This window comes from Rheinheimera sp. A13L (assembly GCF_000217935.1).
Classification (GTDB): Bacteria; Pseudomonadota; Gammaproteobacteria; order Enterobacterales; family Alteromonadaceae; genus Pararheinheimera.
In genome coordinates, this window is the sequence record NZ_AFHI01000071.1 from 50,474 (window position 1) to 76,897 (window position 26,424).

25 protein-coding genes are annotated in these 26,424 nt (G+C 45.9%); 4 read left to right on the forward strand and 21 right to left on the reverse strand.

The annotated features are described in order from the left end of the window. Window positions 1–43: 43 nt before the first annotated feature. The 17 genes from accA to rpsB form a co-directional block, all read right to left on the reverse strand. The gene (gene accA, locus RHEIN_RS19045; RefSeq protein ID WP_008900615.1) at window positions 44–1,000 is read right to left on the reverse strand and encodes an acetyl-CoA carboxylase carboxyl transferase subunit alpha; all 957 of its coding nucleotides are present in this window, start codon (window positions 998–1,000) and stop codon (window positions 44–46) included. A 17-nt stretch (window positions 1,001–1,017) separates the two neighbouring features. Beyond that, the gene (gene dnaE / locus RHEIN_RS19050) at window positions 1,018–4,488 is read right to left on the reverse strand and encodes a DNA polymerase III subunit alpha (protein WP_008900616.1); all 3,471 of its coding nucleotides are present in this window, start codon (window positions 4,486–4,488) and stop codon (window positions 1,018–1,020) included. Then, window positions 4,481–5,116: a ribonuclease HII gene (gene rnhB, locus RHEIN_RS19055; protein ID WP_008900617.1), complete on the reverse strand. Its 636-nt coding sequence runs from the start codon at window positions 5,114–5,116 to the stop codon at window positions 4,481–4,483. The genes dnaE and rnhB overlap by 8 nt, the downstream gene beginning before the upstream one ends. Further along, window positions 5,113–6,273, reverse strand: coding sequence for a lipid-A-disaccharide synthase (gene lpxB / locus RHEIN_RS19060; RefSeq protein ID WP_008900618.1), 1,161 nt, complete (start codon window positions 6,271–6,273; stop codon window positions 5,113–5,115). The genes rnhB and lpxB overlap by 4 nt, the downstream gene beginning before the upstream one ends. Beyond that, entirely contained in the window at window positions 6,273–7,043 is a 771-nt protein-coding gene (gene lpxA / locus RHEIN_RS19065) for an acyl-ACP--UDP-N-acetylglucosamine O-acyltransferase (RefSeq protein WP_008900619.1), read from the reverse strand. Before lpxA ends, lpxB begins: the two co-directional genes overlap by 1 nt. A 1-nt stretch (window position 7,044) precedes the next feature. Further along, window positions 7,045–7,497, reverse strand: a complete 453-nt coding sequence (gene fabZ, locus RHEIN_RS19070; RefSeq protein WP_008900620.1) for a 3-hydroxyacyl-ACP dehydratase FabZ — start codon at window positions 7,495–7,497, stop codon at window positions 7,045–7,047. 17 nt (window positions 7,498–7,514) lie between these two features. Continuing rightward, window positions 7,515–8,561: a UDP-3-O-(3-hydroxymyristoyl)glucosamine N-acyltransferase gene (gene lpxD, locus RHEIN_RS19075; RefSeq protein ID WP_008900621.1), complete on the reverse strand. Its 1,047-nt coding sequence runs from the start codon at window positions 8,559–8,561 to the stop codon at window positions 7,515–7,517. Continuing rightward, the gene (locus RHEIN_RS19080) at window positions 8,561–9,079 is read right to left on the reverse strand and encodes an OmpH family outer membrane protein (RefSeq protein WP_008900622.1); all 519 of its coding nucleotides are present in this window, start codon (window positions 9,077–9,079) and stop codon (window positions 8,561–8,563) included. Before RHEIN_RS19080 ends, lpxD begins: the two co-directional genes overlap by 1 nt. Before the next feature lie 21 nt (window positions 9,080–9,100). Further along, window positions 9,101–11,596 (reverse strand): outer membrane protein assembly factor BamA, encoded by a 2,496-nt coding sequence (gene bamA / locus RHEIN_RS19085; RefSeq protein WP_008900623.1) that lies wholly within the window; start codon window positions 11,594–11,596, stop codon window positions 9,101–9,103. A 27-nt stretch (window positions 11,597–11,623) separates the two neighbouring features. Beyond that, complete coding sequence (gene rseP / locus RHEIN_RS19090; RefSeq protein ID WP_008900624.1) at window positions 11,624–12,976, reverse strand: sigma E protease regulator RseP; 1,353 nt, start codon at window positions 12,974–12,976, stop codon at window positions 11,624–11,626. Then, entirely contained in the window at window positions 12,976–14,169 is a 1,194-nt protein-coding gene (gene ispC / locus RHEIN_RS19095) for a 1-deoxy-D-xylulose-5-phosphate reductoisomerase (protein ID WP_008900625.1), read from the reverse strand. The genes rseP and ispC overlap by 1 nt, the downstream gene beginning before the upstream one ends. Beyond that, the gene (locus RHEIN_RS19100; protein ID WP_008900626.1) at window positions 14,169–15,032 is read right to left on the reverse strand and encodes a phosphatidate cytidylyltransferase; all 864 of its coding nucleotides are present in this window, start codon (window positions 15,030–15,032) and stop codon (window positions 14,169–14,171) included. Before RHEIN_RS19100 ends, ispC begins: the two co-directional genes overlap by 1 nt. Before the next feature lie 5 nt (window positions 15,033–15,037). After that, window positions 15,038–15,805: a polyprenyl diphosphate synthase gene (gene uppS, locus RHEIN_RS19105; protein ID WP_008900627.1), complete on the reverse strand. Its 768-nt coding sequence runs from the start codon at window positions 15,803–15,805 to the stop codon at window positions 15,038–15,040. Window positions 15,806–16,153: 348 nt separating this feature from the next. Next, on the reverse strand, window positions 16,154–16,711 hold the full coding sequence (frr, locus tag RHEIN_RS19110) for a ribosome recycling factor (RefSeq protein WP_008900628.1): 558 nt from the start codon (window positions 16,709–16,711) through the stop codon (window positions 16,154–16,156). A 45-nt stretch (window positions 16,712–16,756) separates the two neighbouring features. Next, entirely contained in the window at window positions 16,757–17,494 is a 738-nt protein-coding gene (pyrH, locus tag RHEIN_RS19115) for a UMP kinase (protein WP_008900629.1), read from the reverse strand. Window positions 17,495–17,672: 178 nt separating this feature from the next. Next, window positions 17,673–18,545, reverse strand: a complete 873-nt coding sequence (gene tsf / locus RHEIN_RS19120; RefSeq protein WP_008900630.1) for a translation elongation factor Ts — start codon at window positions 18,543–18,545, stop codon at window positions 17,673–17,675. A gap of 107 nt (window positions 18,546–18,652) precedes the next feature. After that, entirely contained in the window at window positions 18,653–19,381 is a 729-nt protein-coding gene (gene rpsB, locus RHEIN_RS19125) for a 30S ribosomal protein S2 (protein ID WP_008900631.1), read from the reverse strand. A gap of 241 nt (window positions 19,382–19,622) precedes the next feature. Between rpsB and map the strand changes: the two genes are divergently transcribed. The 3 genes from map to dapD are packed head-to-tail and all read left to right on the forward strand — an operon-like array spanning window position 19,623 to window position 23,915. Then, window positions 19,623–20,414 carry a type I methionyl aminopeptidase gene (gene map / locus RHEIN_RS19130; protein WP_008900632.1) on the forward strand — a complete coding sequence of 264 codons (792 nt, stop codon included), beginning with the start codon at window positions 19,623–19,625 and terminating at the stop codon, window positions 20,412–20,414. A gap of 47 nt (window positions 20,415–20,461) precedes the next feature. Continuing rightward, the gene (gene glnD / locus RHEIN_RS19135) at window positions 20,462–23,086 is read left to right on the forward strand and encodes a [protein-PII] uridylyltransferase (protein ID WP_008900633.1); all 2,625 of its coding nucleotides are present in this window, start codon (window positions 20,462–20,464) and stop codon (window positions 23,084–23,086) included. Window positions 23,087–23,090: 4 nt separating this feature from the next. Further along, the gene (dapD, locus tag RHEIN_RS19140; RefSeq protein WP_008900634.1) at window positions 23,091–23,915 is read left to right on the forward strand and encodes a 2,3,4,5-tetrahydropyridine-2,6-dicarboxylate N-succinyltransferase; all 825 of its coding nucleotides are present in this window, start codon (window positions 23,091–23,093) and stop codon (window positions 23,913–23,915) included. A gap of 168 nt (window positions 23,916–24,083) precedes the next feature. Here dapD and RHEIN_RS19145 read toward each other — a convergent pair whose 3' ends face one another. From RHEIN_RS19145 to RHEIN_RS19155, 3 genes are read right to left on the reverse strand one after another with little or no spacing between them, the layout of a single operon-like run. After that, window positions 24,084–24,524 (reverse strand): flavodoxin, encoded by a 441-nt coding sequence (locus RHEIN_RS19145; RefSeq protein ID WP_008900635.1) that lies wholly within the window; start codon window positions 24,522–24,524, stop codon window positions 24,084–24,086. Window positions 24,525–24,564: 40 nt separating this feature from the next. After that, complete coding sequence (gene truC / locus RHEIN_RS19150) at window positions 24,565–25,380, reverse strand: tRNA pseudouridine(65) synthase TruC (protein ID WP_237704466.1); 816 nt, start codon at window positions 25,378–25,380, stop codon at window positions 24,565–24,567. After that, entirely contained in the window at window positions 25,355–25,795 is a 441-nt protein-coding gene (locus RHEIN_RS19155; protein ID WP_008900637.1) for a YqcC family protein, read from the reverse strand. The genes truC and RHEIN_RS19155 overlap by 26 nt, the downstream gene beginning before the upstream one ends. Before the next feature lie 15 nt (window positions 25,796–25,810). On the opposite strand from RHEIN_RS19155, the gene RHEIN_RS19160 reads away from it, so the two are divergent. Then, window positions 25,811–26,107: a DUF3301 domain-containing protein gene (locus RHEIN_RS19160; RefSeq protein WP_008900638.1), complete on the forward strand. Its 297-nt coding sequence runs from the start codon at window positions 25,811–25,813 to the stop codon at window positions 26,105–26,107. On the opposite strand, the gene RHEIN_RS20980 is transcribed toward RHEIN_RS19160, so the two are convergent. Beyond that, entirely contained in the window at window positions 26,104–26,424 is a 321-nt protein-coding gene (locus tag RHEIN_RS20980) for a DUF962 domain-containing protein (protein WP_008900639.1), read from the reverse strand. The two genes, RHEIN_RS19160 and RHEIN_RS20980, sit on opposite strands and share 4 nt — an antisense overlap.

Here is a 26,424-nt window from a genome sequence, read left to right on the forward strand (position 1 = left end):
ATATGCACGCTGATTTTATACAGCTTTACACAGGACTTTTCTGTTAGCAGTAGCCAAAAGACATTAAGCGTTTATAGCGTCTGTCCAGCAACTCTTCAATGCTGAGTTTTTCCAGCTTGGTTAAATCACGTAACAAGGCTTGCTTTAAGCTTTGTGCCATTTGTTCATGATTGCGGTGTGCGCCACCTAAAGGCTCGCTGACTATGTCGTCAATCAGGTTCAGCTCTTTTAAACGTGGCGCTGTAATACCCATAGCATCAGCAGCTATAGGCGCTTTATCAGCACTTTTCCACAATATAGAAGCACAACCTTCAGGTGAAATCACCGAATAGGTGCTGTATTGCAGCATGTTGACCTGGTCGCCCACACCTATGGCTAAAGCACCACCAGAACCACCCTCGCCTATCACAGTACAAAGCACTGGCACTTTCAGACCAGCCATCACTTTGAGGTTACGGGCAATAGCTTCACTTTGACCACGTTCTTCAGCGCCAACACCAGGATAAGCACCAGGCGTGTCGATAAAGGTGATAATAGGCAAATTAAAACGTTCAGCCATTTCCATCATACGTAAAGCTTTGCGGTAGCCTTCAGGTTTTGGCATACCAAAGTTACGTTTAATTTTTTCTGAAGTGTCACGGCCTTTCTGATGACCAATCACCATCACAGTTTTGTCACCTAAACGGGCTGTACCGCAGACAATAGCAGGATCGTTGGCAAAAGTACGGTCACCGGCAAACTCGTCAAAGTCAGTGAAAATATGGTTGATGTAATCCAGCGTGTAAGGACGCAGCGGATGACGGGCTAACTGAGCAACCTGCCAGGCACCTAATTCTGCAAAGATCTTTTTTGTCAGAGTTAAGCTTTTTTCCTTCAGCTTGTTTACTTCTTCTTCAAGGCCGAGATCAAACTCGCCATTGCGGCTTACTTTGCGAAGTTCTTCTATTTTGGCTTCAAGTTCCGCAATCGGTTGCTCAAACTCTAAATAATTCAGCATCATCGACTGTCACTACCTAATTAATGAAAATCCAGTTGTATTGTTGCTAATTGTCGCAGTTGATGCAACAAAGCATCGGTAGGTGTTACCCACCACTCGGTGCCCAATGCCACTGTGATTTGACCTTCGTCGCGCTGGTACACCAGCTTCACAGGCACTGTGCCTAATTTAAATTCGTGCATAGCTTGCTGCAGTTTTTGCAGATAATCCAGCCCCATTTGCTGCTGATGTACAGTTAAGGTCAAGGATTTTAAGCATTTTTCCCGCGCAGCTATAATGTCTACCACTTCGCGGCCGGACATTGTAAGGCCACCACTGAAATCATCAAAGCTGACCTGTCCCGACACCACCAATATTTTGTCTTTTTGCAGCAAATGCTCGAAGTTTTCGAACTGTTCGGGGAAAAAACGAACATCTAAGCGCGCAGATTTGTCATCTAAAGTGACAATAGCCCAACGTCTGCCCTTTTTATTGATCATAGTGCGCACTGCTAAGACTAAACCTGCAGCATGCACCACCTGATCACGACGGCCAGGTTGCATATCCACTAAACGGCCCGAACTGTAATGCGGTAACTCCACCAGATATCGGTTAATTGGATGGCCTGTCAGGTATAAACCTAAGGTTTCCCTTTCGCCTTCCAACCACACTTCATCCGGCCAAATCGGCACTTGTTTAAAGGCACTGGCGGCGTGTTCAGGCTCTGGTGCCATTAAACCAAATAAATCAGACTGGCCCATAGCTTCGGCTTTGGCTTGCTGCTCTGCGCCTTTCATCGCTTCTTCTAAAGTTGCCATCATTGCAGCACGGTGCGGGCCTAACTGGTCCATAGCACCGGATAGAATCAGCTTTTCAATAACGCGGCGGTTCAGCTGTTTTAAATCAACTTTATTACAGAAGTCGAACAAGTCTGTGAATGTTCCGTGTTTAGCACGCGCCGCTAAAATCGCTTCAACCGGGCCTTCACCCACGCCTTTAATCGCACCTATGCCATAAACAATATGGCCTTGACGGTTCACCGTAAATTTATATTCACCAGAATTGACATCAGGCGGAATAAGTTTGAGCTTCATATGCTCACATTCATCCACCAAAATCACTATTTTGTCGGTGTTATCCATATCGGCAGACATAACTGCCGCCATAAATTCAGCCGGATAATGTGCTTTCATCCACAAGGTCTGGTACGACACCAGCGCATAAGCGGCGGAGTGAGATTTGTTAAAACCGTAGCCTGCGAACTTCTCTACCAAATCGAAGATTTTCATCGACAATTCGGCGTCAACCCCGTTTTCGACAGCGCCATCACGGAAAGTATCGCGCTGTTTGGCCATCTCTTCTGGTTTCTTTTTACCCATAGCACGGCGTAATAAGTCAGCACCGCCCAGTGAATAACCAGACAAGACCTGGGCGATTTGCATCACCTGTTCCTGGTACAGGATAATGCCGTAAGTAGGCTCCAGAATAGGGATTAACGAGTCATGTTGCCAGGTAGAATCCGGATAGGATATTTCTTCACGACCGCGTTTACGGTCGATAAAGTTATCTACCATGCCTGACTGCAAAGGACCAGGCCGGAACAGCGCCACCAGGGCTATCATATCTTCGAAGCAGTCAGGTTGCAGACGACGGATTAAGTCTTTCATACCGCGGGATTCAAGCTGGAATACCGCTGTGGTATCGGCCTTCATCAGCACGTCAAAACTCTTGCGGTCGGTCAGCGGAATAGTATTGATGTCTACCAGCGGCTTGCCTTCACGGGCCAGACGCTCATTGGTCATATTCACAGCCCACTGCAATATAGTCAGTGTGCGTAACCCCAGGAAGTCGAACTTCACCAGACCTGCGTATTCCACGTCGTTTTTATCAAACTGGGTGACGGGGTTATTGCCTTCAGCGTCACAATACACAGGTGCGAAATCGGTAATTTTAGTCGGTGCTATCACCACACCACCGGCATGTTTACCTGCGTTTCGGGTTACACCTTCCAGTTGACGCGCCATGTCGATCAGATCTTTTACTTCCTGATCAGCGGCATACAATTCAGGTAAACGTGGCTCTTCTTTAAAAGCCTGCTCCAGCGTCATACCAGGTGTGGGCGGGATCAGTTTGGATATACGGTCAACAAAACCGTAAGGATGGCCCAGCACCCGTCCTACGTCGCGGATCACAGCCTTAGCTGCCATAGTACCGAAGGTAATAATTTGCGATACAGCTTCGCGACCATACATGTCAGATACGTGTTCTATCACCTCGTCGCGTCTGTCCATACAGAAATCGACGTCAAAGTCAGGCATGGAGACCCGCTCAGGGTTTAAGAAACGTTCGAACAGTAAGTCAAATTCTAAGGGGTCGAGGTCGGTAATACTCAGCGCATAGGCCACTAAAGAACCAGCACCCGAACCCCGGCCAGGGCCGACCGGAATATCGTTGTCTTTACTCCACTGGATAAACTCCATAACCACCAGGAAGTAGCCCGGGAAACCCATCTGGTTGATTACACCCAGTTCAATATCTAAACGTTCGTCGTATTCAACCCGTTTTACTTTGCGTACTTCTGGATCAGGAAATAACTGCAGCAAGCGTTTTTCCAGACCTTCTTTGGATTTTAAGACTAAAAAGTCTGCGTCGGACAAACCACCAGTCGGAAAAGCCGGCAGGAAGTATTCACCTAAACGTATGGTGACATTACAACGTTTGGCGATTTCAACTGAGTTTTGCAGCGCTTCCGGAATATCGGAAAACAGTTCGATCATCTCTTCTGCAGAACGCAGATACTGTTGTTCGCTGTAGTTTTTTGGCCGTCTTTTATCTTCTAAGGTGAAACCATCATGAATAGCTACGCGGATTTCATGGGCCGGAAAATCGTCCGGGCTTAACATCACCACTTCGTTGGTCGCAACCACAGGCAACTGTTCACGTTCTGCCAGCTCTATTGCAGCCTGAATATAAGTTTCTTCGTCAGGACGGCCAGTGCGGGTCAATTCAATAAAAAACCGGCCAGGGAAATGTTGCTGATAAAATTCCACCAAAGCCAAAGCACTGGGCACATTGCCTTTAATTAAGGCTTTGCCTAAAGGGCCGTCTTTAGCACCTGACAATACAATCAGGCCTTCTTTGTATTCAACCAGCCAGTCGTGGTCAATCTGAGGTTTATGCTGCACATGGCCGCGTAAATAAGCCTTAGAGAGCAACATCGTCAGGTTCTGGTAACCCACATTGTCGGCTGCCAAAATCAATAAACGACAGGCATCGCCCGGAAACAGTGGATGTTGCACCCACAAATCAGCGCCTACTATCGGCTTAATACCTGCGTCATGTGCAGTGCTGTAAAAACGCACCAGACCACACATATTCATTTGATCTGTTAAAGCAAGCGCAGGCATATTCAGCTCTTTCGCCGCTTTGACTATAGGCTTTATTTTTTTGATGCCATCGATCATCGAAAAATCGCTGTGCACCCTTAAATGAATAAAACCCGGATCAGCCATGAGCTGCCCCTGCAACAGATTCCAACACATCCCGGACAGGTTTAAAACTGCGTCTGTGCTCGTTAATCACACCATGAGTTTTAATAGCGGCTAAGTGCTCGGCCGTTGGATACCCTTTGTGACCAGCAAAACCGTAGTGCGGATATAACTCTGCCAGTTGCTGCATCTCTTCATCCCGCGCCACTTTGGCAAGAATAGAAGCTGCACTGATTTCCGGCACCAGGGCATCACCTTTCACCACAGCACTGGCCTGAACACCAATATCTTTAGGTACACGATTGCCGTCTATTAAGGCCCATTCTGGTTGAATATGTAGCCCCTGCACAGCACGGGTCATGGCCAGCATAGTGGCGTGTAAAATATTTAAACTATCAATTTCGTGCACTTCAGCACGGCCTAAGCTCCAGCTCAATGCTTTGGCTTTAATTTCTTCAGCAAGCTGCAAACGCTTTTTTTCCGACAGTTTTTTAGAATCATTTAAGCCAACAATAGGATTATTTGGGTCAAGGATCACAGCAGCCGTGACCACAGCGCCAACTAAAGGGCCACGCCCTACTTCGTCCACGCCACAAATCAATGCTACTGCTGGCCTTTGATACGTCTGTGCATTAAGGACTTGAGAACTCATACGGGTGCATCCATCACTTTTGCTATAGCTGCAGCAGCTTGTTCACTGGCATTACAGCGGATTAACTGATGCAGTTCAGTGAATCGCCTGATACAAGCTTCTTGCGCCACCGGGTTTTGCAGCAAAGGCGCCATAGCTTTGACTAAATTATCTACTGTGACCTGCTCTTGCAGCAGTTCAGTGACTAAAGCTTGATCCGCCAATAAATTCGGCAGGCTGAAAAACTTCAGTTTCACTAAACGTTTGGCAATCTGATGCGTCAGCCAGTTCATCTTATAGCCCACCACCATGGCAGTTTTGGCCAGCATGGCTTCTAAGGTGGCAGTACCTGAGGCAATAAACACCGCATCAGCCGCAGTTAAGGTAGTACGGGCTTTGCCGATTTCCAGCTGCACGGCTAAATCTGGCGCGACTTGCTGCTTAATCTGGCGAAACAACTCTGCTTTTTGCTCTGTCACCATATTACAAATCAGCTGTAAATCAGGCTGCTGACGTTGTAGTTCCTGTGCGGCAAGCAGGTAATCTGCCGCTAATAATTTGATTTCATTGGTTCTGCTACCCGGCATTATCGCCAGCACTGGTGCTTGTGGTTTTAAACCAAGTTCAATTTTAGCAGCGGCTTTATTAGGTTGTAGTGGCATTTGGTCTGCCAGCGTATGGCCGACAAAACTGCAAGGCACAGCAAATGTGTCGTAAAAGGCTTTTTCAAAAGGCAATAACGCCAGCACCATGTTGGTGGCTTTGGCTATTTTAAAAATACGTTTTTGTCGCCAGGCCCAAACGGATGGGCTGACATAATGCACAGTTTTAATACCAGCAGCTTTGAGTTTTAACTCCACCGGAATATTAAAATCCGGGGCATCTATCCCAATAAAAACATCAGGCTGATTGGCAGTAAGATGCTGCAGAAGCTCTTTACGAACTTGCAGCAAACGTGGCAAGCGGCCTAACACTTCCACTATACCCATCACCGCCAGCTCTTCCATATCAAACAAAGCGTTAAGTCCTTGCGCTTTCATGCGTTCGCCCCCTATGCCGTAAAATTCAGCATGTGGGTAAAGCTGCTTTAAAGCACGGATTAAATCAGCACCTAAAATATCGCCGGAGTGTTCTCCGGCGACTAAGGCGATTTTCACTTTAGATTGCAATTCTGCCATCAGCGGATAATGCCCCGGCTTGAGTTAGCGATAAAGTCAGTGAAGGCTTTCACTTCCGGGAATTCGGCAGATTTATCGGCCAGAACGTCCAGCGCTTCCTGCACTGTTAAACCTTTACGATAGACTTCTTTATAAGCGCGGCGCACTTCTAAAATGGCATCGCTGCTAAAACCACGACGCTTTAAGCCTTCTACATTTAAACCTGCAGGTACAGCATGAGAGCCGTGAGCCATCAGATAAGGAGGTACGTCTTTCACCACTATAGAACCACCACCAATAAAGGCGTGAGCACCTATATGGCAGAATTGGTGGATACCACTCATACCACCTAAGATAGCCCAGTCACCAATATGGACGTGACCAGCGGATTGAGCGCCACTGGCAAATATCACATTGTCACCAATGACGCAGTCATGTGCGACATGGGTATTATTCATAAAGAGGTTGTTTGAACCAATACGGGTAATGCCTTTATCCTGCACTGTGCCACGATGCACTGTGCAGTTTTCACGGAACACATTGTTGTCGCCGATGATCAGTTCAGTCGGCTCGCCATTGTATTTTTTGTCCTGACAGTCTTCGCCTATGCTGGTGAACTGGTAAAAATGATTGCCTTTCCCAATGACTGTGGGGCCTTTGAGCACCACATGAGATTCCAACACCGTATTGTCCCCTATCACCACATTAGCGGCGATGTAACAAAATGGCCCAACTTTTACGTTCTGGCCAAGTACGGCACCTGTTTCTATCACAGCGGAAGCATGGATCATATTAGAGCTCTCTTCTGGCACACATCAGTTCAGCACAACACACAACCTGGCCATCCACTTTGGCTTCACCATAAAACTTCCACAAATTACGACGTTCTTTTAAAAACTTCACTTCCAGCACCAATTGATCACCTGGTACCACTGGTTTTTTAAAACGGGCTTCGTCTATAGCAGCAAATAAATACAACTCGTTTTCTGAGCGTTCAGTCACTGTCTTAAAACCTAAAATGCCAGTGGCCTGAGCCAGAGCTTCCAAAATTAACACGCCAGGAAAAATAGGCATATTAGGGAAGTGACCGGTAAAAATCGGTTCGTTAATAGTGACATTTTTAATAGCAGTTAAAGATTCGCCAGGAGTGTAATCCAATACTCTGTCGATCATTAAAAATGGATAGCGGTGTGGCAGCAAGGCCATGATTTCCTGTATTTCAAGGATATTCAATTGGTTAGCCAAAGTGAACCTCTTTTATTTTATTCGTCTTTTGAAGGCGGTAGGGACAAAGCGGCCATTTGCTGCTCAAGTTCCCGTAGTTTTTGATACATCTGGTCCAGTTGACGAAACCGGACGCTATTTTTCCGCCATTCCAGATTAGTGCTGGCCGGAGTACCGGATGAATAGATACCTTTTTCGGTAATAGATTTAATGATCATCGACATGCCGGTAATTTGCACACCGTCACATATCTCCATATGACCATTAATAGCGCAGGCGCCACCGATAATACAATACTTGCCAATTTTAGTGCTGCCGGCCACTACTGTGCAACCTGCAATGGCTGTATGATCGCCAATCTGCACGTTGTGAGCAATTTGTACCTGATTGTCCAGAATCACGTTTCTGCCAATCACTGTGTCGCCTAAAGCGCCACGGTCTATGGTGGTATTGGCGCCCACTTCAGTATCGTCACCTATGATGACTGTACCGACCTGAGGAATTTTTAACCAGTTGCCACGTTCATTGGCAAAACCAAAACCATCTGCACCTATCACAGCACCGCTATGGATCAGACAGTTTTTACCCAGCCTTACGCCATGGTAAAAGGTTACGTTAGGCCAGACTTTACAGTGTTCACCTATCTGAACCTGTTCACCAATAAAACAACCAGCGCCAATTTGGGTATTTTCACCTATTACAGCGCCAGCGGAAATCACCACGTTGGGGCCAATTACAACTGAATCAGGCACTGTAGCTGAAGGGTCTATCACTATATTCTGCCCCCGCCCATAAGCGGCAGCAGGTGTTGAATCTAATAACTGAGCTATTTTGGCAAAAGCCACATAAGGGTCATTCACTATCAGTGCATTGACCGGACAATAGCTTTGATCATCTGCTTTAATCAGCACAGCACCAGCTTGAGTGGACTGCAAAAATTTGCGGTATTTGCTGTTAGATAAAAAGCTGATCTGATGACTTGTTGCATCTTCCAAAGTACCAACGGCACTAATCAGTGCCGTGGCGTCCCCAACTAGCTGAGCATTTAACTGCTCAGCTATAAATGCCAGAGTAAGCTTTGCCATTATTTGGCTTTGCTCACCTGAGCTACAACAGCATTAGAGATGTCATATTCAGGCTTAACAAACACACCAGCCTGAGCACTTAAGATCAGGTCGTAGTTGTCTTTTTTCGCAAGAGCGTCAATGGCAGTTTTCACTAAAGCCATCAGCTTGTTACGCTCTTCGGCCTGACGATTACGGTAGTCTTCATCCAAAGGACGAGCTAACTGCTCGTAGCTGCGCATTTGCTTTTCCATTTCGTCTTGCAGATCTTTTTTCTGCTTGTCGTTCATGGTGGCGCCATCGCGCTTTAATTTTTCCTGATTAAAAGCGATGTCTTTCTCCAGCTTTTGCACTGCAGCAATACGGCCTTCGAACTCAGCTTTTAATGTATTTTGAATAGTGGTGGTCTGAGGTAACTGAGCAACAATAGCTTGCACATCCACTAAACCAATTTTCATTTCTTTTGCCGCAGCGGTACCAGCCATCAACAGACCAGCCATTAATACCAATGCAGTTTTTGCTAAGCTTTGCTTAAACATGTGTTTCCCTTTCCCATAAAATTAGAATGTAGTACCAATATTGAAACTAAAGTTTTCTTGCTCATCACCCTCTTCTTTGCGGATGATTTTCGCCAAACTGAATGTCAATGGACCCATAGGCGAAATCCATTGCACTGACACACCAGCCGAAACCCGAATTAACCCAGCGTCAGAGTAATCAAGCAGCGGTGGGCTGTCGAATCCCTGGTTATTAGCCGGATTTAAATTGTCGTAACGACTAAGGTCAAACTCTGTGTCCCAGACGTTGCCCGCATCCACAAACAAGCTGGTGCGTATCTGGTTCACATAATCCTCACCAACAAAAGGTGTTGGTGTGATTAACTCAAGGGTAGCAATTGCCATGGCATTACCACCCGTTGACCGTGGAGACACTATATAAGTGTCGAAGTTCGGACTTGTAGGTAATCCGTTGACTGGTCGGCCAACAGGATCAGGCAATCCAGGTACTGTGGTCAAGGTACGGTAAATCGCATGTGGACCTACAATACGGGCTTCAAAACCACGTAAATTCTGGCCACCTGCATAGAAGTTATCGGTAAATGGCAAGGTATAATCATAGCCATCTTTATCACCGTAACCATTGCCATAACCCAGTTCCAGTTTGCTTAAGAATGACCAGCGATGATCATTACTCAGCGGGATATACTTACGCGCTTCAAAAGTAGTTTTGTAATACTGCAAATCTGAGTTTGGTGTGGTCACACGACCACTTAATACCAACTCATGGCCAGCAGTAGGAAATAAACCCCGGTTTAAGGTGCTTTGAACCCAACTGGCAATCAGCTCATAGTTAGTAAACTTATAACCACCATCAGGGTTATTTTTATCCATCAGCACAGCTCTGAAATGACGCAACTGGTCGTATTCAGACAAAGAGCTGATTTCATTCACCGCATAGTTGGTACCGAAGTTGAGTCTGTTGTATTCATTGACCGGATAACCCACTGAAGCACCAAAACCATAACGTTTTTGTTTATAAGCTTCTAAGTTAGACGACAAACTGGAGTAGTCCGTATCCGAATAAAACACCTGGCCACCTAAACTGATTGCATCCAGCGTGAAATAGGGATCAGTAACAGACAACTGAATTTGTTTATTGTATTTGTTGGTGCTTAAGCTGATACCTGCAGAATTCCCTGTACCAAAGAAGTTTTGCTGCTCAACACCGATCTGGAATGATAAGCCCTGGAAGTCACCATACGAAATACCGGCATTAAAGTTACCTGAAGGCTGTTCTTTAATTTTGTAGGTGACGTCTACTTTGTCATCCACACCTGGAACTTCTTTGGTTTCAAAGTCAACTTTCTCTATATAAGACAAACGTTGAATACGGTCTTTTGACAATTCCAGCGCATCGTTAGATAACCAGGCGCCTTCCATTTGCCGGATTTCACGGCGTATCACTTCATCTTTAGTTGACGCATTACCAGCTACATCAAGACGACGCACATAAACACGTTTACCCGGGTCGACACTGATGGTCAACGCAACTTCTTTGGTATCGTCATCAATATTTGGAATAGTCCGAACTTTAGAATTGGCGTAACCAAAACGTGCCAGTAACTTGGCGATACTTTCTTCGGTGTAAGTCACCAAAGCACCGTTATACAACTGACCAGCTTTTAAAGGTAACAACGCCTTGATAAAAGCGTCCTGACCAATTAGATCACCGACAAAATCAACATCAGTAATAGTGTATTGCTCACCTTCAGTCACGTTCAGAGTCACGTATACAGAGGTTTTATCCGTGCTGACTGACACCTGATTGGCATCAATGTTAAAGCGCAGGTAACCACGGTCTAAGTAGTAACTGCGAATTTTTTCGAAGTCACCCTGTAAGGTTTGCTTCTGGTAACGATCTGAAGATAAAAAGCGCCACCATGGCAAATCGTACATAGACTCGATATTTTTCAGTAACTCGTCGTCACCGAATATCTCGTTCCCTACAATATTGATTTGGCGAACAGAGGCAGCGTCACCTTCTTCAAACTCAATTTTCAGGTTAACCCTGTTGCGAGGCAGGTAGGTCACCTTCATCTCAACTTCAGCGTTGTATTTACCTACGCCGTGGTAAAACTCAGTTAAACCGTTTTCAACTTCTTTGATCACGGTTTTATCTAAAGGCTCACCTACTATAATTTTTTGACCCATTAAACTTTCGTTTAACTGGTCTTCTTTGATGTCTTTATTGCCATCAAACTCTATGTTGTTGATGGTTGGACGCTCTTTTAAGCGATAAATAACAGCGTTGCCATCACGAAACACCTGAATGTCATCAAAATGGCCAGCTGCATACAGACTTTTAATACTGCGTGATAAAGTCGCATCTGTGATGGTATCGCCGATATTAAACGGCAAATTATTTAATGCTGCACCAAGCGCAACACGCTGCAAGCCTTCAACCTGAATGTCTTGCACAGTAAATGATTGTTCAGCGAGCACCGAGTTACTTAAACCAGCAAGTAACATCGCAGCTACTAATCGTTTAATTGTCATTGTTTTGGACTACTTTTGATTAGTTTATTACAAACGAGAAATATCGTTGAGCAGCGCAATTCCCATTAATGTCAGCAGCAACAGAGCTCCGATCCGGAAACCCAGCTCCTGCGCCTTCTCAGAGACAGGTTTGCCGCGTATTAGTTCCAGCACAAGATACATTAAATGGCCACCATCCAAAATAGGCAGAGGCAGTAAATTTATCACCCCAAGGTTGACGCTAATCAGTGCTAAAAAGGAGATAAAGGCGATCAGGCCAATATCTGCGCTGCTTCCAGCGCCTTGCGCTATCGAAATTGGTCCGCTTAAATGTTTGACAGAAATATCACCAAAAATGAATTTTCCAATCATTGAGAAGCTTAATCGTACCAATTGCCAGGTCTTTTCTACCCCAACCCAGGCCGCCTGTACAGGGCCATATTGTTGAGTGAACAATAAATGTTCAGGCCAGGGCAGTACTTTGGGACTGACACCAAGATAACCCTGGTGAAAACCGTCTGCCGTTTCACGGCTTTGTGGTGTCACCAGAATATCCATCGGCTGACCGGCACGTTCAATGCCAAACAGCAAGGCTCGTTCCGGACTATTCTGAACCAGGCTTACTACAGAATTCCAGTCAGAGACTGTTTTGCCATCGACAGAAAGCAGTTTGTCACCCAACTGCAAGCCTGCGGCTTGTGCTGCTGAGTCAGGCTGGATTTGACTGATTTCATTCAGCACTTCTGGTCTTAATGGCTCTAAGCCTAAACTGCCAAATACGCTTTGTGTATCAGGGTCAAACACCCATTCGGTTAAATCCAGTTGATAACTCTGGTCGCTGCCTTCCAGTTGCTGCACTGTAATATCAACAGCTGAATTACCCACCTGCTCCACCAGCAACAGACTGACAGCACGCCAGTCTTCAGCCTTTTCACCATTGATTGCAACAATCTGAGCATTTGAAGGCACACCAGCTTTAGCGGCAATAGACTCTGCAGTTATCTGGCCTATCATCGGCTTGATATTGGGCACACCTATCAGGTACATGCCCCACAACAGCAGGATGGCAAACAGGAAATTAGCGACTGGGCCGGCCGCAATAATGGCCATACGTTGCCAGACAGTTTTGCTGTTAAAGCTTAAATCTTTGTGTTGAGGCAATACAGGATCAACCCGCTCATCCAGCATGCGGACATAACCGCCTAAAGGGATCATCGCAATAACAAACTCTGTGCCTTGTTTGTCGCGCCAGCGGTAAAGTGCTTTGCCAAAGCCGATAGAAAAGCGTTTTACTAACACATTATTTTTACGTGCCACCCAGAAGTGGCCAAACTCATGCACAGTCACCAGAAGACCAATTGCAATGACAAAACTGATTAAATTCCAGACAAAACCCGACATTAACTCACCTTTTTCAGTTGGTCTTGCATGTATATTCTTGCCTCTTGGTCCAGAGCCAGAATGCTTTCTAAATCAGGCGCTTTTATAGTGGCAAAACGCTCCAATGCTTTTTCGTTTAATAGTGCTATATCGGTAAACCGAATTTGCCCTGCCAAAAATGCAGCCACTGCCATTTCATTCGCTGCATTTAATGCTGTTGTTGCGCCCTGACCATAACCACAAGCTGCTATGGCCAGATATAAATTCGGGTAACGTGCAGGTTCTGGTCTTGAAAAACTAAAGTCGGCCAGTTCAAAGAAATTGAGTGGTTTTACATCAGTTTGAATACGTCTGGGGAAAGCCAAAGCATGAGCAATAGGAGTGCGCATATCCGGCTGACCTAATTGTGCCAGTACGGAACCGTCTGTGTATTGCACCATTGAATGGATAATACTTTGGGGGTGGATCACCACCTGAATATCGTCCGCAGCACAGTTAAATAACCAGCGAGCTTCAATAAATTCCAAACCTTTATTCATCATGGTGGCGCTGTCGACTGAGATTTTTTGTCCCATCACCCAATTTGGATGCGCCACAGCCTGAGCAGGTGTAATGCTTGCGAACTCTGTCAGTTCTTTACGTAAAAACGGGCCGCCACTGCCAGTCAGCAATAGCTTACTGATGCCGTAATCAGATAATTTTTGGGTGGCGGTATTTTGCTGTAAAGCTGAAGGTAAACATTGAAAAATGGCATTATGTTCGCTGTCTATTGGCAATAAAGTAGCACCATGAAGTTGCACTTTATTGATAAAAAGCTCACCGCTCATCACCAACGCTTCTTTGTTCGCCAGTAATACAGTTTTGCCTTGTTCGACGGCAGCCAAAGTAGGTAATAAGCCAGCAGCCCCCACAATAGCCGCCATAACAATATCAGCATCTGGATGAGCTGCTAAATCACAAAGCGCTTGCGGGCCACCCCAGACTTCTGTAGTAAGCCCGGCATCTTTGACCAGCTGTTTTAATTTATTTGCTGCCTGCAGGTCAGTCATCACAGCATAACGTGGCTTAAATTGCTGAACTTGTACAAACAGCTTTTCAACCTGAGTTGCACCTGTTAACCCAAGCACCTGATAGTCATCCGGGTGCAGTGCTACAACATCTAAAGTGCTGCAGCCGATGGACCCCGTAGCACCAAGGATCACGAGAGTCCGCATTACGCGAACCCTCCAATCAAAGCCACTAATACAGCATAAAGTGGCGCTGTGGCCGTCAGGCTGTCAATACGGTCTAATATGCCGCCATGACCTGGAATAATGGAGCCGCTATCTTTTAAGCCAGCTACGCGTTTAAACATACTTTCGCTTAAATCCCCGAAGACTGATAACACAGTGAGCACTAAAGCAGCCAGATACCAGGTGGCCATTTCCTCCGGAAAGTCGTGGTAGTAAGCCACAGCTGTCACCAGCAGCATGACAAAACCAACACCACCTAACATGCCCTCCAGGGTTTTTCCCGGACTGACAGCTGGCAATAGTTTGCGTTTGCCAAAAGGTTTGCCAATAAAATAACCACCAATATCAGCAGCCCAAACCAAACCCAACAACAAACAAATCAACCAGGCACCTGTGTAGCTGGATTGATGAAAATCAACAGAACGTATCAATAACAAAGCTGCCCAGGCAGGAACTAAAGTGAACCAGCCCATAAGAGCTCTGCGGATATGCCCCTTAGACCAGCTTTGACTGCTTCGTGGGTAACTTAATACCAGCAAAACAGCAATGAGCCACCAGACCACGCCCATAGCCAATAAGCTGTTGCTCAGTTTATCCATTTGCACTGGCCAATAGGTTGTATCAGGCAACTGCCAGTAAATCAGCGCCATACTCACAGCAATCACAGTAACAAAACCGTATTGGCTGATTTTGTTGGTGTAGCCGCAGAATAAACTCCACTCCCAGGCTCCAATCAAAAAAGCAGCAGCAATAAAAATAGCGAAATAGTGCAAAGGAAGAAAAAAAACTGCGGCTAACGCCAAAGGCGCCATGATCAGGGCTGTAATAACTCGTTGCTTAAACAAATTGGTTATCCTTGTATCGGACGCATTGCCAGCTCACGGATTTGTGCTCCGGTACAACCAAAACGCCGTTCACGACTGGCGTAGGTTGCCAAAGCTTCCGAAAATACCTGATCATCAAAGTCAGGCCATAAAGTTTCGGTAAACCATAACTCAGCATAAGCAGCTTGCCACAACAAAAAGTTACTGATGCGTACATCACCACCAGTACGGATCATCAGATCCAGTTCTGGCTGGTCGTGCATTTGCATGCAGCCTGATAACAATTGTTCGTCAATCTGTGCAGCTGTCATTTCACCATCAGCTACTTTCTGAGCTAATTGCTGTGCTGCTTGCACTATGTCCCAGCGTCCGCCGTAATTAGCGGCAACATTCAGGGTCAAAGCTGTATTCTGAGCTGTAAGCTGTTGCGCCTCTTTAATATGTTGTTTGAGTTTGTCGCTAAAAGGAGACAAGTCTCCAATAATATTCAGCCGTACATTATTCTTATGCAGGGTTTTCACTTCCTGCTGTAACACCAGTAAAAACAGTTGCATCAAACCACTGACTTCGTCTTCAGGCCGACGCCAGTTTTCACTGCTAAAAGCAAATAAGGTAAGAGACTGGATGCCTAATTTACGACAAAAGCTCACAGCACGACGCACTGCGTCAACGCCTTTTTTATGACCCCATACCCGGGGTCTGCCTTGCCGTTCAGCCCAGCGTCCGTTGCCGTCCATGATAATGGCGACATGTTGTGGCAACGCGTTTTGTAACGCGGTTTGCACTTCTGTCATCTGAATCTGACCTTGTCACAATAATAAAAAACGCCGCGAAGTATACCCTACACGGCGCTATTTCCCTAATCAGGGTGGGGTGTTAGGGCGTGTTTACGTTTCAGGGTTGTTTTTGCAGCAGTTTGGCCGGTTTTTATGCAAGGCAGAGACTGCGTAGTGTAGTTATTCTACATCAGCAGACTCTAACGCGGCAGAAAGGCCGGCCAGACGCTGCCCTTCGGGTTCGTCTGGCGGCGCCTTGCTTTTTGTCTCTCGTCGCTCATTTAGATTCACTAAACTTCGCTCCTCGTTTCGCGATCAAAGCGTCGCCAGAGCGAACAAAATTCAATCTCGAAACGTGAACACGCCCTAGACTTCCATCAACTCTTTTTCTTTGTCGGCTAAAACCTCGTCAACCTTCTTTACGAAGGCGTCGGTCAGTTTCTGAACTTCATCTACGGCTTTACGCTCATCGTCTTCACCAATTTCTTTATCTTTTAATAAAGATTTCAGTTCAGCATTAGCGTCACGACGAATGTTGCGCACCGCAACACGGGCACCTTCAGCTTCGTTACGCACTACTTTGACTAAGTCACGACGACGTTCTTCTGTCAGTGGAGGCAAAGGCACACGAATAGTAGTACCAGCGCTCATTGGGTTTAACCCCAAATCTGACTGCATAATGGCTTTTTCAACAGGCTGAACCAGAGTTTTATCAAACACACTGATGCTCAGAGTACGGGCGTCTTCCACCGACACGTTAGCAACCTGGCGTAATGGTGTGTTTGCACCGTAATAAGACACCTGAATGCCGTCTAATAAACTTGGGTGAGCACGGCCGGTACGGATTTTTGACAATTGGTTTTTCAGCGCATCAACGCTTTTTTCCATCCGGGTTTTGCTGTCTTTGAGAATATCGTTAATCACTTTGGCTATTCCTTTTTTTGCTACACCAAAAAAGTGGCAGTTAGTTTACTGTAATTTTTCAGCGTGGTCGATCACTGTGCCTTCTTCTTCACCCAGCACCACACGTTTCAGTGCGCCAGGCGTATTCATATTGAATACACGAATTTGCATATTATGGTCGCGAGCCAGCGTAAATGCGGCTAAATCCATAACTTTTAATTCTTTTTCCAGTACTTCTGTATAGCTCAACTTGCTATACAGTGTTGCTGTAGGGTCTTTCACCGGATCAGCTGAATACACACCATCTACTTTAGTGGCTTTTAAAACCGCATCGGCTTCAATTTCAATACCACGTAAACAGGCTGCTGAATCAGTCGTGAAAAACGGGTTACCAGTACCGGCAGAGAAAATCACCACACGGCCAGACTTTAACAGACTAATGGCTTCTGCCCAGCTGTAATTGTCACAGACACCATTTAAAGGGATGGCAGACATCAAACGGGCATTTACAAAAGCTCGGTGCAGCGCATCACGCATTGCCAGACCGTTCATCACTGTAGCTAACATACCCATATGGTCACCGACCACACGGTTCATACCTGCTTTGGCCAGGCCTTCACCACGGAAAATATTGCCGCCACCAATCACTATGGCGACTTGAATACCTAATTCAACCAGCTCTTTGATTTCCTGAGCCATCCGATCCAACACTTTTGGATCTATGCCAAAGCCTTCTTCACCCATCAGGGCTTCACCACTGAGTTTTAATAAAATTCTTCTATAGGCGAGTTTTGGATTGCTCATGTGGTCCTCTTTAATCTGGATAGTACGACCTTGAAGTCGGGTTCTGTGAACGCAACCTGCTTAATACAGAGACAGCTGCGACAACAAATTGACCAAAAGATGGTCAAAAAAAACCGCGACAGACGAAGGTCAGGTCGCGGTTATTCTAGCTGGTTTCAAAGCATTGCTAAAGCGTAAATTACTTCTTAGCAGCAGCGATTTGAGCAGCAACTTCAGCAGCGAAATCAGTTTCTGCTTTTTCGATGCCTTCACCTACTTCTAAACGGATGTAGCTAACAGCTTTAGCACCGTTTTGCTTCAGGAATTCACCTGTAGTGATTGAAGGATCTTTTACGAACATCTGGCCAGTTAAAGAAACTTCGCCAGTGAACTTAGTCATACGACCAGCAACCATCTTCTCAGCGATTTCTTTTGGCTTGCCGCTGTTGATAGCGATTTCGATCTGGATTTCCTGCTCTTTAGCAACAACTTCAGCCGGCACTGACTCAGGAGTCAGGAATGAAGGGTTGTTAGCAGCAACATGCATAGCAACGTCTTTAGCGATATCTTCGTTACCGCCTTCCAGTACCACTAACACGCCGATACGGCCTGAGTGAGTGTACTGACCAATCACGTCACCCTGAACTACAGAGATACGACGGATGTTGATGTTTTCACCGATTTTAGTAACCAGTGTAGCGCGAGCTTCTTCAACTGTAGTGTCACCCAGTTGAGCTGCAGACAGCTCTTCAACAGTGAACAGCTTGTTGGCGTGAGCCAGATCAGCAGCAGCGTTAGAGAAAGCCAGGAAGCTTGCGTCACGGCCTACGAAATCTGTTTCACAGTTAAATTCGATTGCAACAGCGTAACCGTTACCAACGCGAGTGATTACAGTACCTTCAGCAGCAATACGGCCAGCTTTCTTGGCAGCTTTAGCCTGACCGTTTTTGCGCATTAATTCGATTGCGCCTTCGATGTCACCTGCAGTTTCTTCTAAAGCTTTTTTGCAGTCCATCATGCCAGCGCCAGTGCGCTCGCGTAATTCTTTTACCATACCGGCAGTTACAGCCATGGGGAGTTCCTCGCAAAATTTTTTCGTGGACAAACAGGGGCAAATGCCCCTGTAAGTTTAAACTTGCTTTATGTAGCCTTAGTTACAAGGCTACAGAGACAATGCAATTACTCAGCAGCTACGAAGTTTTCAGATTCAGCCTGAACTTCGATGTTTTTGCTGCGGCCTTCAGTGATGGCCTGATTTACTGCGCCCAGGTATAACTGGATAGCGCGGATAGCGTCATCGTTACCTGGGATCACATAGTCAACACCTTTAGGATCAGAGTTAGTATCAACGATAGATACAACAGGGATACCCAGGTTGTTGGCTTCTTTAATTGCAATGTGTTCGTGGTCGGCGTCGATCACAAACAGAACATCAGGCAAGCCGCCCATGTCTTTGATACCGCCTAAGCTTTTTTCCAGCTTGTCCATTTCACGGGTACGGTCTAAAGCTTCTTTTTTAGTCAGCTTGTCGAAAGTACCGTCCTGGCTTTGAGATTCCAGGTCTTTTAAACGCTTGATAGACTGGCGAACAGTTTTCCAGTTAGTCAGCATGCCACCTAACCAACGGTGGTTTACATAGTACTGGTCAACTTGAGAAGCAGCTTCTTTGATCGCTTCAGAGGCAGCGCGCTTAGTACCAACAAACAGGATTTTGCCTTTTTTAGCAGCAACAGACTGAATGAAAGCCAGAGCATCGTTCATCATAGGAACAGTTTGTTCCAGGTTGATGATATGAACACGGTTACGAGCGCCGAAAATGAATGGCTTCATTTTTGGGTTCCAGTAACGTGTTTGGTGACCGAAATGTACGCCCGCCTGGAGCATATCGCGCATAGAAACTTTTGCCATTATAAATATTCCTTAGTAATGGGGTTGGGCCTCCATACACCCCATAAAACCGACCGAAACTCAATGAGTTACAGCACCCCGGATTATGTGTCGATGTATGTGTGTTGTTTAGTTAATTGCAGTTTTAATCTGCGTTTTGCGTTTTTAGCAGAATCTGATTTGCCAAATCGCGGCGCGCTTTATACCATAGACACCCTTGAAACACAATGAAATGTGTATTTTTACAGCAGAGAGAGTTGGCATGGCCGCGATTATTAAGACAGCAGATCAGATCGAAAAAATGCGTGTGGCAGGCAAATTAGCAGCCGAAGTATTAGAGATGATTGAGCCATACGTCAAAGCCGGTGTCACCACCGAAGAACTGAATACGATTTGCCATAACTATATTGTGGATGTGCAGCAAGCTATCCCTGCCCCACTGAATTACCACGGTTTTCCAAAATCCATCTGTACTTCAGTCAATCAGGTAATTTGTCATGGTATTCCGTCTGCGGAGAAAAAGCTCAAAGAAGGCGACATTATCAACATCGATATCACTGTGATTAAAGATGGTTTTCACGGCGACACCTCAAAAATGTTTGTGATTGGCAAACCCAGTATTCTGGCGGACCGCTTAATACGAGTGACGCAGGAATGTCTGTATATGGGCATTCGTAAAGTGAAAAACGGCGCCCGTTTAGGTGATATTGGTTTTGTTATTCAGCAACATGCCGAAAAGCACAGCTACTCAGTAGTGCGTGAATACTGTGGTCATGGCATAGGTCAGGTATTCCACGAAGACCCGCAAGTGCTGCATTATGGCCGCCCGGGTACAGGCGATACGCTAAAAACCGGTATGTGTTTAACCATAGAGCCAATGATCAACGCAGGTGAGCGTCATAGCAAATTGTTAAAAGACGGCTGGACGGTTGTAACTAAAGATCGTAGTTTATCAGCGCAGTTTGAACACACTATTGTCGTTACAGAGACTGGCTGCGAAATTTTAACTCTGAGATCCGACGACACCATAGAACGAATAGTTACGGCCGAATAAGTCGGGTTCAGACAGAAGGCGGCCGTTTAAGATTTGAGGTAAAGCAAATGAACATGGCTCTGGCGTTTAATAAGTCTTTACCTGGTTTATGTACTCTTGATAGTTATAAAAAACATTTTGTCGAATTTAACGACTGGCTGAAACATGCCTTTGAACATCAGACCGTTGGCAGTCTGGTCAAAGCCCGCGCCCGTTTTATCGACGAGGTGCTGGTGTCCTTATGGCAGCATTTTGATCTGCATAAACATAAAAAAATCAGTCTGATAGCCGTAGGTGGTTATGGCCGGGGTGAATTGCACCCCTGCTCTGATATCGACTTGTTATTGCTGACAGACAGCAGGCTGGATAACACGCAAAAAGAACAAATCAGCCAGTTTATTACCCTGCTGTGGGACTTACGTTTAGAAGTGGGTCACAGTGTCCGTAGCGTCAAAGAATCTGTCAGCCTGGGCAAAGAAGACATCACTATAGCCACCAACCTGATGGAAATGCGCTTGCTGACGGGCAGTAAAGAGCTGTTTGATGAGCTGCAGGTGCAGGTTTGTAAAGACAGTTTCTGGACTTCACAGGCATTTTTCCAGGCCAAACGTGATGAGCAACAACAACGTCATGCTCAGTACCACGGCACTGCCTACAACTTAGAACCAAATTTAAAAGCCAACCCTGGTGGTTTACGTGATATTCAAACCATAGGCTGGGTGGCAAAAAAACACTTTAATACCAGAACCATGCGTGAACTGGTGGCTTATCAGTACCTGACCGAAGATGAATATCAGGAGCTGATGGAGTGTGAAGCCTATTTGTGGCAAATGCGTTTCGCTTTGCACGTTGAATCCGGCCGTAACGAAAACCGTATTTTGTTTGACTATCAGCCAGCCGTTGCCAAACGTTTAGGTTTTGGTGATGACGGTAAAGCGTCCGTTGAGCGGATGATGAAACGATTTTTCCAGACGGTGCAACGTGTGGCTGAGCTGAACGATATGCTGCTGCAGCATTTTGACGGCAGTATTCTTAACAGCCAAAGCAAACTGAAACAGCAAAAACTGGATGACTTTTTTGAGCTGACCGGTCATTTAATCCGCGCCACCGACAATGCCGTTTTTGCCCGTCGTGAAAATATCCTGCGTCTGTTCTGGCATATAGCAAACAATTCCAATATCACCGGCATTCACTCCGACACTATTCGTTTATTACGTTTAGTCAGGCGTCGTCTGATGGGCGACTTGCAGGATTATGAAGCCTGCCGTCAGCTGTTTATGACCATAATGCGCCATCCTCGTGGTATGGACAGAGCTATTACACTGATGCATCGCCACGGTATTCTGGCCTCCTATTTACCAGCCTGGCGCAATATTGTTGGTCAGATGCAATTCGATTTATTCCATGCCTACACAGTGGATGAACACACCCACAGGGTGCTGAAAAATTTATACCGCTACTCGCAAGCAGGTTTTGAAAACGAATTTCCGCTTTGTACCGACATAGTCAAACGCATGGAAAAACCCGAAATTCTGTATCTGGCTGGTGTTTTCCACGATATTGCCAAAGGCAGAGGTGGCGATCACTCAGAGCTCGGATCCCTTGATGCACGTGAATTTGGCAAGCTGCATAAGTTGAGTGACTTTGACAGCAAACTGCTGGCCTGGCTGGTCGAAAGTCATTTATTAATGTCGGTGACAGCACAGCGCCGCGATATTCACGACCCTGCTGTGATCGCAGAATTTGCCGATAAAGTGCGTGACGAAACCAGGCTGAATTACCTCTATTGCCTGACTCTGGCCGATATTCGCGCCACCAATGACAATTTATGGAATGACTGGAAAGGCTCGTTATTACGAGAGCTTTATTTAGGCACGCAAAAAGCTTTCCGCCGCGGACTCGAGAAGCCTATGGATTTACGCGATTTGATCCGTGAAAATCAGGCAGAAGCCATGAAGCTATTGCAAAAACAAGGTTTTAGCGAACAAGAAGTGCTGCAGTTGTGGGGCCGGATCAAAGCGGATTATTTTGCCCGCTACAATCCAAAACAAATTGTCTGGCACTGTGAACATATTCTGCGTCACAAAGACCCGGATGAACCTTTAGTGCTGGTAGATAAAACGCCGTTTCGCGGCAGCACTCAGGTTTTTATTTATACACCTGATCAGGACAACTTATTTGCTCACTTAGTGGCAGCACTGGACAGCAAAAAGGTCAATATTTTTGACGCCCAGATCATGACCAATAAAGACGGTTATGCCATGGATACCTTTGTGGTGCTGGAGCAAAATGGTGAACCTGTTACTTCGCCTTCACGCTTACAAAGCCTCAAACGTGCACTGGAAACTTATATTAGCGGCAAACCGGAGCTGTCACGCGGTAAACCCCGTTTATCCCGTCAGATGCGGCCCTTTAATATAGCGCCCAAAGTGGTGTTTATTCCGGGAGCTAATAAACATCGTACTATGGTAGAAATTACCGCCTTAGATATGCCGGGTTTACTGGCTGATATAGGTTCGGTATTCCAGCAGTGTGAAATCAGTATTCACGCCGCCAAAATCACCACCATAGGCGAAAAAGCCGAAGACTTTTTTATGATTTCAACGAGACAGGATCAGGCGCTTGATGCTGATCAACAATCACAATTGCGCCGTGTTCTTGTCGAACAATTAACTCATGTGACAGAGGGATAAAGTTTTGTCAGATTTAAAATCCATTATCGAAGCCGCGTTTGAACAACGTGCATCCATTACTCCAGCCACTGTAAGTGCAGAAGTAAAAGCTGCAGTGACTGCTGCCATTGAACTTTTGGACAGCGGCAAAGCCCGTGTTGCCGAAAAAGTAGCAGGCGAATGGGTGACGCACCAGTGGCTGAAAAAAGCCGTGTTATTGTCCTTCCGTATCAATGACAATCAGGTGATGGACGGCGCGGAAAACCGTTTCTTCGATAAAGTCCCGATGAAGTTTGCCGACTATACGCACGAGCGTTTTGTGGCTGAAGGTGTGCGTGTGGTACCACCAGCCGCTGTGCGTAAAGGCAGCTTTATCGACAAAAACGTGGTGCTGATGCCTTCGTACGTCAATATAGGCGCTTATGTTGGTGAAGGCACTATGGTGGATACATGGGCCACTGTGGGCTCCTGTGCTCAGATAGGTAAAAACGTGCATTTATCCGGTGGCGTAGGCATTGGTGGTGTATTAGAGCCACTGCAAGCCAACCCAACTATTATTGAAGACAACTGCTTTATCGGTGCCCGCTCTGAAGTAGTGGAAGGCGTGATCATCGAAGAAGGCGCAGTGCTTTCTATGGGTGTCTATATCAGCCAGTCGACCCGTATCTACGACCGTGAAACCGGCGAAATCACTTATGGCCGTGTACCAGCAGGCGCAGTCGTAGTGCCAGGTTCTATTCCATCTAAAGATGGGTCACACAGCCTGTACGCCGCTATTATCGTCAAAAAAGTAGATGCCCAGACCCGCGCTAAAGTTGGGATAAACGCTCTGCTGCGCAGCATCGACTAAAGCCTTCATACTTGAAGCTGCAGCTTTGTTGACTTCACGTTCTCGCCCCAGTCGCATAGTACGCTATGCTTCTGGGGTCTCGCTCGTTTGTCGCCTTGCTGCAACTCCAATTATTTTGGCTTTGCGTTGACGATAGCGAAAACGCAGACTCAAATTCCAAAATTGAAATTAAAACTGCTGTTCTATCCAGGGTAAAGCTATATCTTCTGCCTGTAAGGTTTCGCCTGCATCAATTTCTAAGGCCGGCGCTAAAGCTGTGCCTTGTAATTCAGCCAGTAATTCAGAAAACTGCTTGCCAGCGCCACAAAAGGTATCGCCATAACCACTGTCACCCAAACAAATCACAGCGTAGTGTTTGCCTGTTAACAATGGGAATCTGTCTTTTACGTCGATAAAAAATGGCAACAGGTTATCCGGAACATCACCCTGGCCTGTGGTGGATGTGATCACCAGCCAGATATCTGGCGCAAAAGCCAATACATCATTAAGTTTCGCCTCAGCATTTAACTGAGTACTATAACCTTTTCCCTGTAAAATTTTTTCTGCCTCTTCGGCAACAAACTGAGCACCGCCGTACACAGTGCCCACCATAATAGCTACTTTTTTCATAAATCCTCTGTTTCATAACTGTCGCTTTATATTTGGTACGTTAAAGCGGCGTCAAAACACTAAGTTCTGACTGCTCAAAAAAATTGCTGTACCAGCTGTCATCCGCAGGCCAACCGAATTCTGTAAATAACTGTACTACTTCACCAAGCGGTGCTTCGATCACTAAATCAATGCCCGTTACCGGATGTTTTAACTCCAGTCGTTTGGCAATCAGCAACAATCTGTGGCTATTCAAATGCTCTGCAAACAATCTGTTATGTTTGCCTTCACCATGAGTGGTATCCCCCACTATTGGATGGCGTAAATGCGATAAATGCCGGCGCAGCTGATGCTTACGACCCGTTAAAGGTTGCAAAGCGACCAGGGAATAACGTGCCACCGGATATCTACCTATAGCTATAGGCAACTCCACCACAGACAGCGGCCATAAGGCCGTTACTGCCTCCTGCTTGTCTTTATCCTGATCTGCTAATTTATCGGCTATTTTATCCAGTTGCTCTTTTAACGGATAATCCAGAATGCCCGCTTGTTTAACAAAACCACGGCAAACCGCCAGATAAAATTTACGCCAGTGCTGCTCTGTGAGTTGTTCTGTCAGTAAACGTGCTACATCAGCAGACAAAGCAAATAACAACACACCAGAGGTAGGTCTGTCGAGCCGGTGCACCGGAAATACATGCTGACCGAGCTGATTACGCAGGGTTTGCATCACAAATACAGTTTCGTGTCTGTCTAAAAAAGAGCGATGTACCAGCATGCCAGCCGGTTTATCGATCGCCACAAGGTACTGATCCTGATATAAAATCGTCAGTACAGGAGCTGCAATCAGTTCAGACTCTGTGTGTTGTTTGCTCACGTTTACCACTTAATAATTCATCCAAATCTGCAATACGATTAATCAGCAGCAATCTTTGCCTGTCTACAGGTTTAAAAGCTTCTTCAGCTATAGGACAGACCGCAATTTGTTGGGGCAATGGCAAACGCCCTGCCACTAAAGCACGCATACGCGGCAAAAATACAAATTGCAGCCAGTTTTCCAGTGGCATAGTGTCGCAGAAAAATGGCGCTGTGCTTTGCATTGCCTCAGTGCTTGGTGAGATAAGCGTCCAAAGCCCACTGGCTTTTAATTCCGTCTCAATCTGATCCAACAATAAATCTACTTGTAAGTGCATAATTCTGTTCATATGGGCTTGATACTGGTCGATTTTATCACAGCCAGCGCCAGCCTTACCTTGCAAAAACAGCTGCACGTCGCCATTATGCTGTTTCATAATAAAGGAGTCGTGATGGATTTTGTCTGGTTATTATTGTTAGGTATGGCTTTTGTCTATGCGTTTTTGCTGCAACGTAAGCAGGATGAAACTGCCGTGAAGCTGGCCAAACATCTGTGTAAGCAACAAGAATTGCAGTTTTTGGAATGCGCCAGAGGCAAACATCAATTTTCAAAAGTGGATAACAGATGGCGCTGGTTTACCAGCTATCAGGTGGATTTTAGTGGCGATGGCGAAAGTCGGTATCAGGCCGAATTACGTTTATCCGGCCTGCGTTACCTGAGTTTTCAATTGCCACCTTACAGAGTTTAAAGCAACTTTTGTAATTTTTGCTCCAACTGCCCCGTCAGAAAGTCTTTATACATCACCCAATCCGCTGCCAGACTATAAAAGGGATATTTAAAGGTAGCGGGTTTATTATGTTCAAACTTAAAGTGCCCTACCCATGCAAAACCATAACCCGCCAGCAACATCAGCCACCAGTAACTCCACAAGCCTGTAACCAACAAAGTGGCCAAAATCAGCAGCACTAAAGTAGAGCCGATGTAATGCAAACGGCGACAAACAGGGTTTTTATGTTCAGATAAATAATAAGGATAAAACTCAGAAAAACTACGAAAGCCAGACAT

Bases quoted from the DNA above. Each gene is read 5' to 3' on its own strand.
- uppS (WP_008900627.1), bottom strand. From the start codon at position 15,805: ATGACAGAAGTGCAAACCGCGTTACAAAACGCGTTGCCACAACATGTC.
- ispC (WP_008900625.1), bottom strand. From the start codon at position 14,169: ATGCGGACTCTCGTGATCCTTGGTGCTACGGGGTCCATCGGCTGCAGC.
- RHEIN_RS20980 (WP_008900639.1), bottom strand. From the start codon at position 26,424: ATGTCTGGCTTTCGTAGTTTTTCTGAGTTTTATCCTTATTATTTATCT.
- dnaE (WP_008900616.1), bottom strand. From the start codon at position 4,488: ATGGCTGATCCGGGTTTTATTCATTTAAGGGTGCACAGCGATTTTTCG.
- bamA (WP_008900623.1), bottom strand. From the start codon at position 11,596: ATGACAATTAAACGATTAGTAGCTGCGATGTTACTTGCTGGTTTAAGT.
- map (WP_008900632.1), top strand. From the start codon at position 19,623: ATGGCCGCGATTATTAAGACAGCAGATCAGATCGAAAAAATGCGTGTG.
- rseP (WP_008900624.1), bottom strand. From the start codon at position 12,976: ATGTCGGGTTTTGTCTGGAATTTAATCAGTTTTGTCATTGCAATTGGT.
- tsf (WP_008900630.1), bottom strand. From the start codon at position 18,545: ATGGCTGTAACTGCCGGTATGGTAAAAGAATTACGCGAGCGCACTGGC.
- pyrH (WP_008900629.1), bottom strand. From the start codon at position 17,494: ATGAGCAATCCAAAACTCGCCTATAGAAGAATTTTATTAAAACTCAGT.
- RHEIN_RS19160 (WP_008900638.1), top strand. From the start codon at position 25,811: ATGGATTTTGTCTGGTTATTATTGTTAGGTATGGCTTTTGTCTATGCG.
- RHEIN_RS19155 (WP_008900637.1), bottom strand. From the start codon at position 25,795: ATGAAACAGCATAATGGCGACGTGCAGCTGTTTTTGCAAGGTAAGGCT.
- lpxD (WP_008900621.1), bottom strand. From the start codon at position 8,561: ATGGCAAAGCTTACTCTGGCATTTATAGCTGAGCAGTTAAATGCTCAG.
- rnhB (WP_008900617.1), bottom strand. From the start codon at position 5,116: ATGAGTTCTCAAGTCCTTAATGCACAGACGTATCAAAGGCCAGCAGTA.
- RHEIN_RS19080 (WP_008900622.1), bottom strand. From the start codon at position 9,079: ATGTTTAAGCAAAGCTTAGCAAAAACTGCATTGGTATTAATGGCTGGT.
- RHEIN_RS19145 (WP_008900635.1), bottom strand. From the start codon at position 24,524: ATGAAAAAAGTAGCTATTATGGTGGGCACTGTGTACGGCGGTGCTCAG.
- accA (WP_008900615.1), bottom strand. From the start codon at position 1,000: ATGATGCTGAATTATTTAGAGTTTGAGCAACCGATTGCGGAACTTGAA.
- glnD (WP_008900633.1), top strand. From the start codon at position 20,462: ATGAACATGGCTCTGGCGTTTAATAAGTCTTTACCTGGTTTATGTACT.
- rpsB (WP_008900631.1), bottom strand. From the start codon at position 19,381: ATGGCAAAAGTTTCTATGCGCGATATGCTCCAGGCGGGCGTACATTTC.
- lpxB (WP_008900618.1), bottom strand. From the start codon at position 6,273: ATGGCAGAATTGCAATCTAAAGTGAAAATCGCCTTAGTCGCCGGAGAA.
- lpxA (WP_008900619.1), bottom strand. From the start codon at position 7,043: ATGATCCATGCTTCCGCTGTGATAGAAACAGGTGCCGTACTTGGCCAG.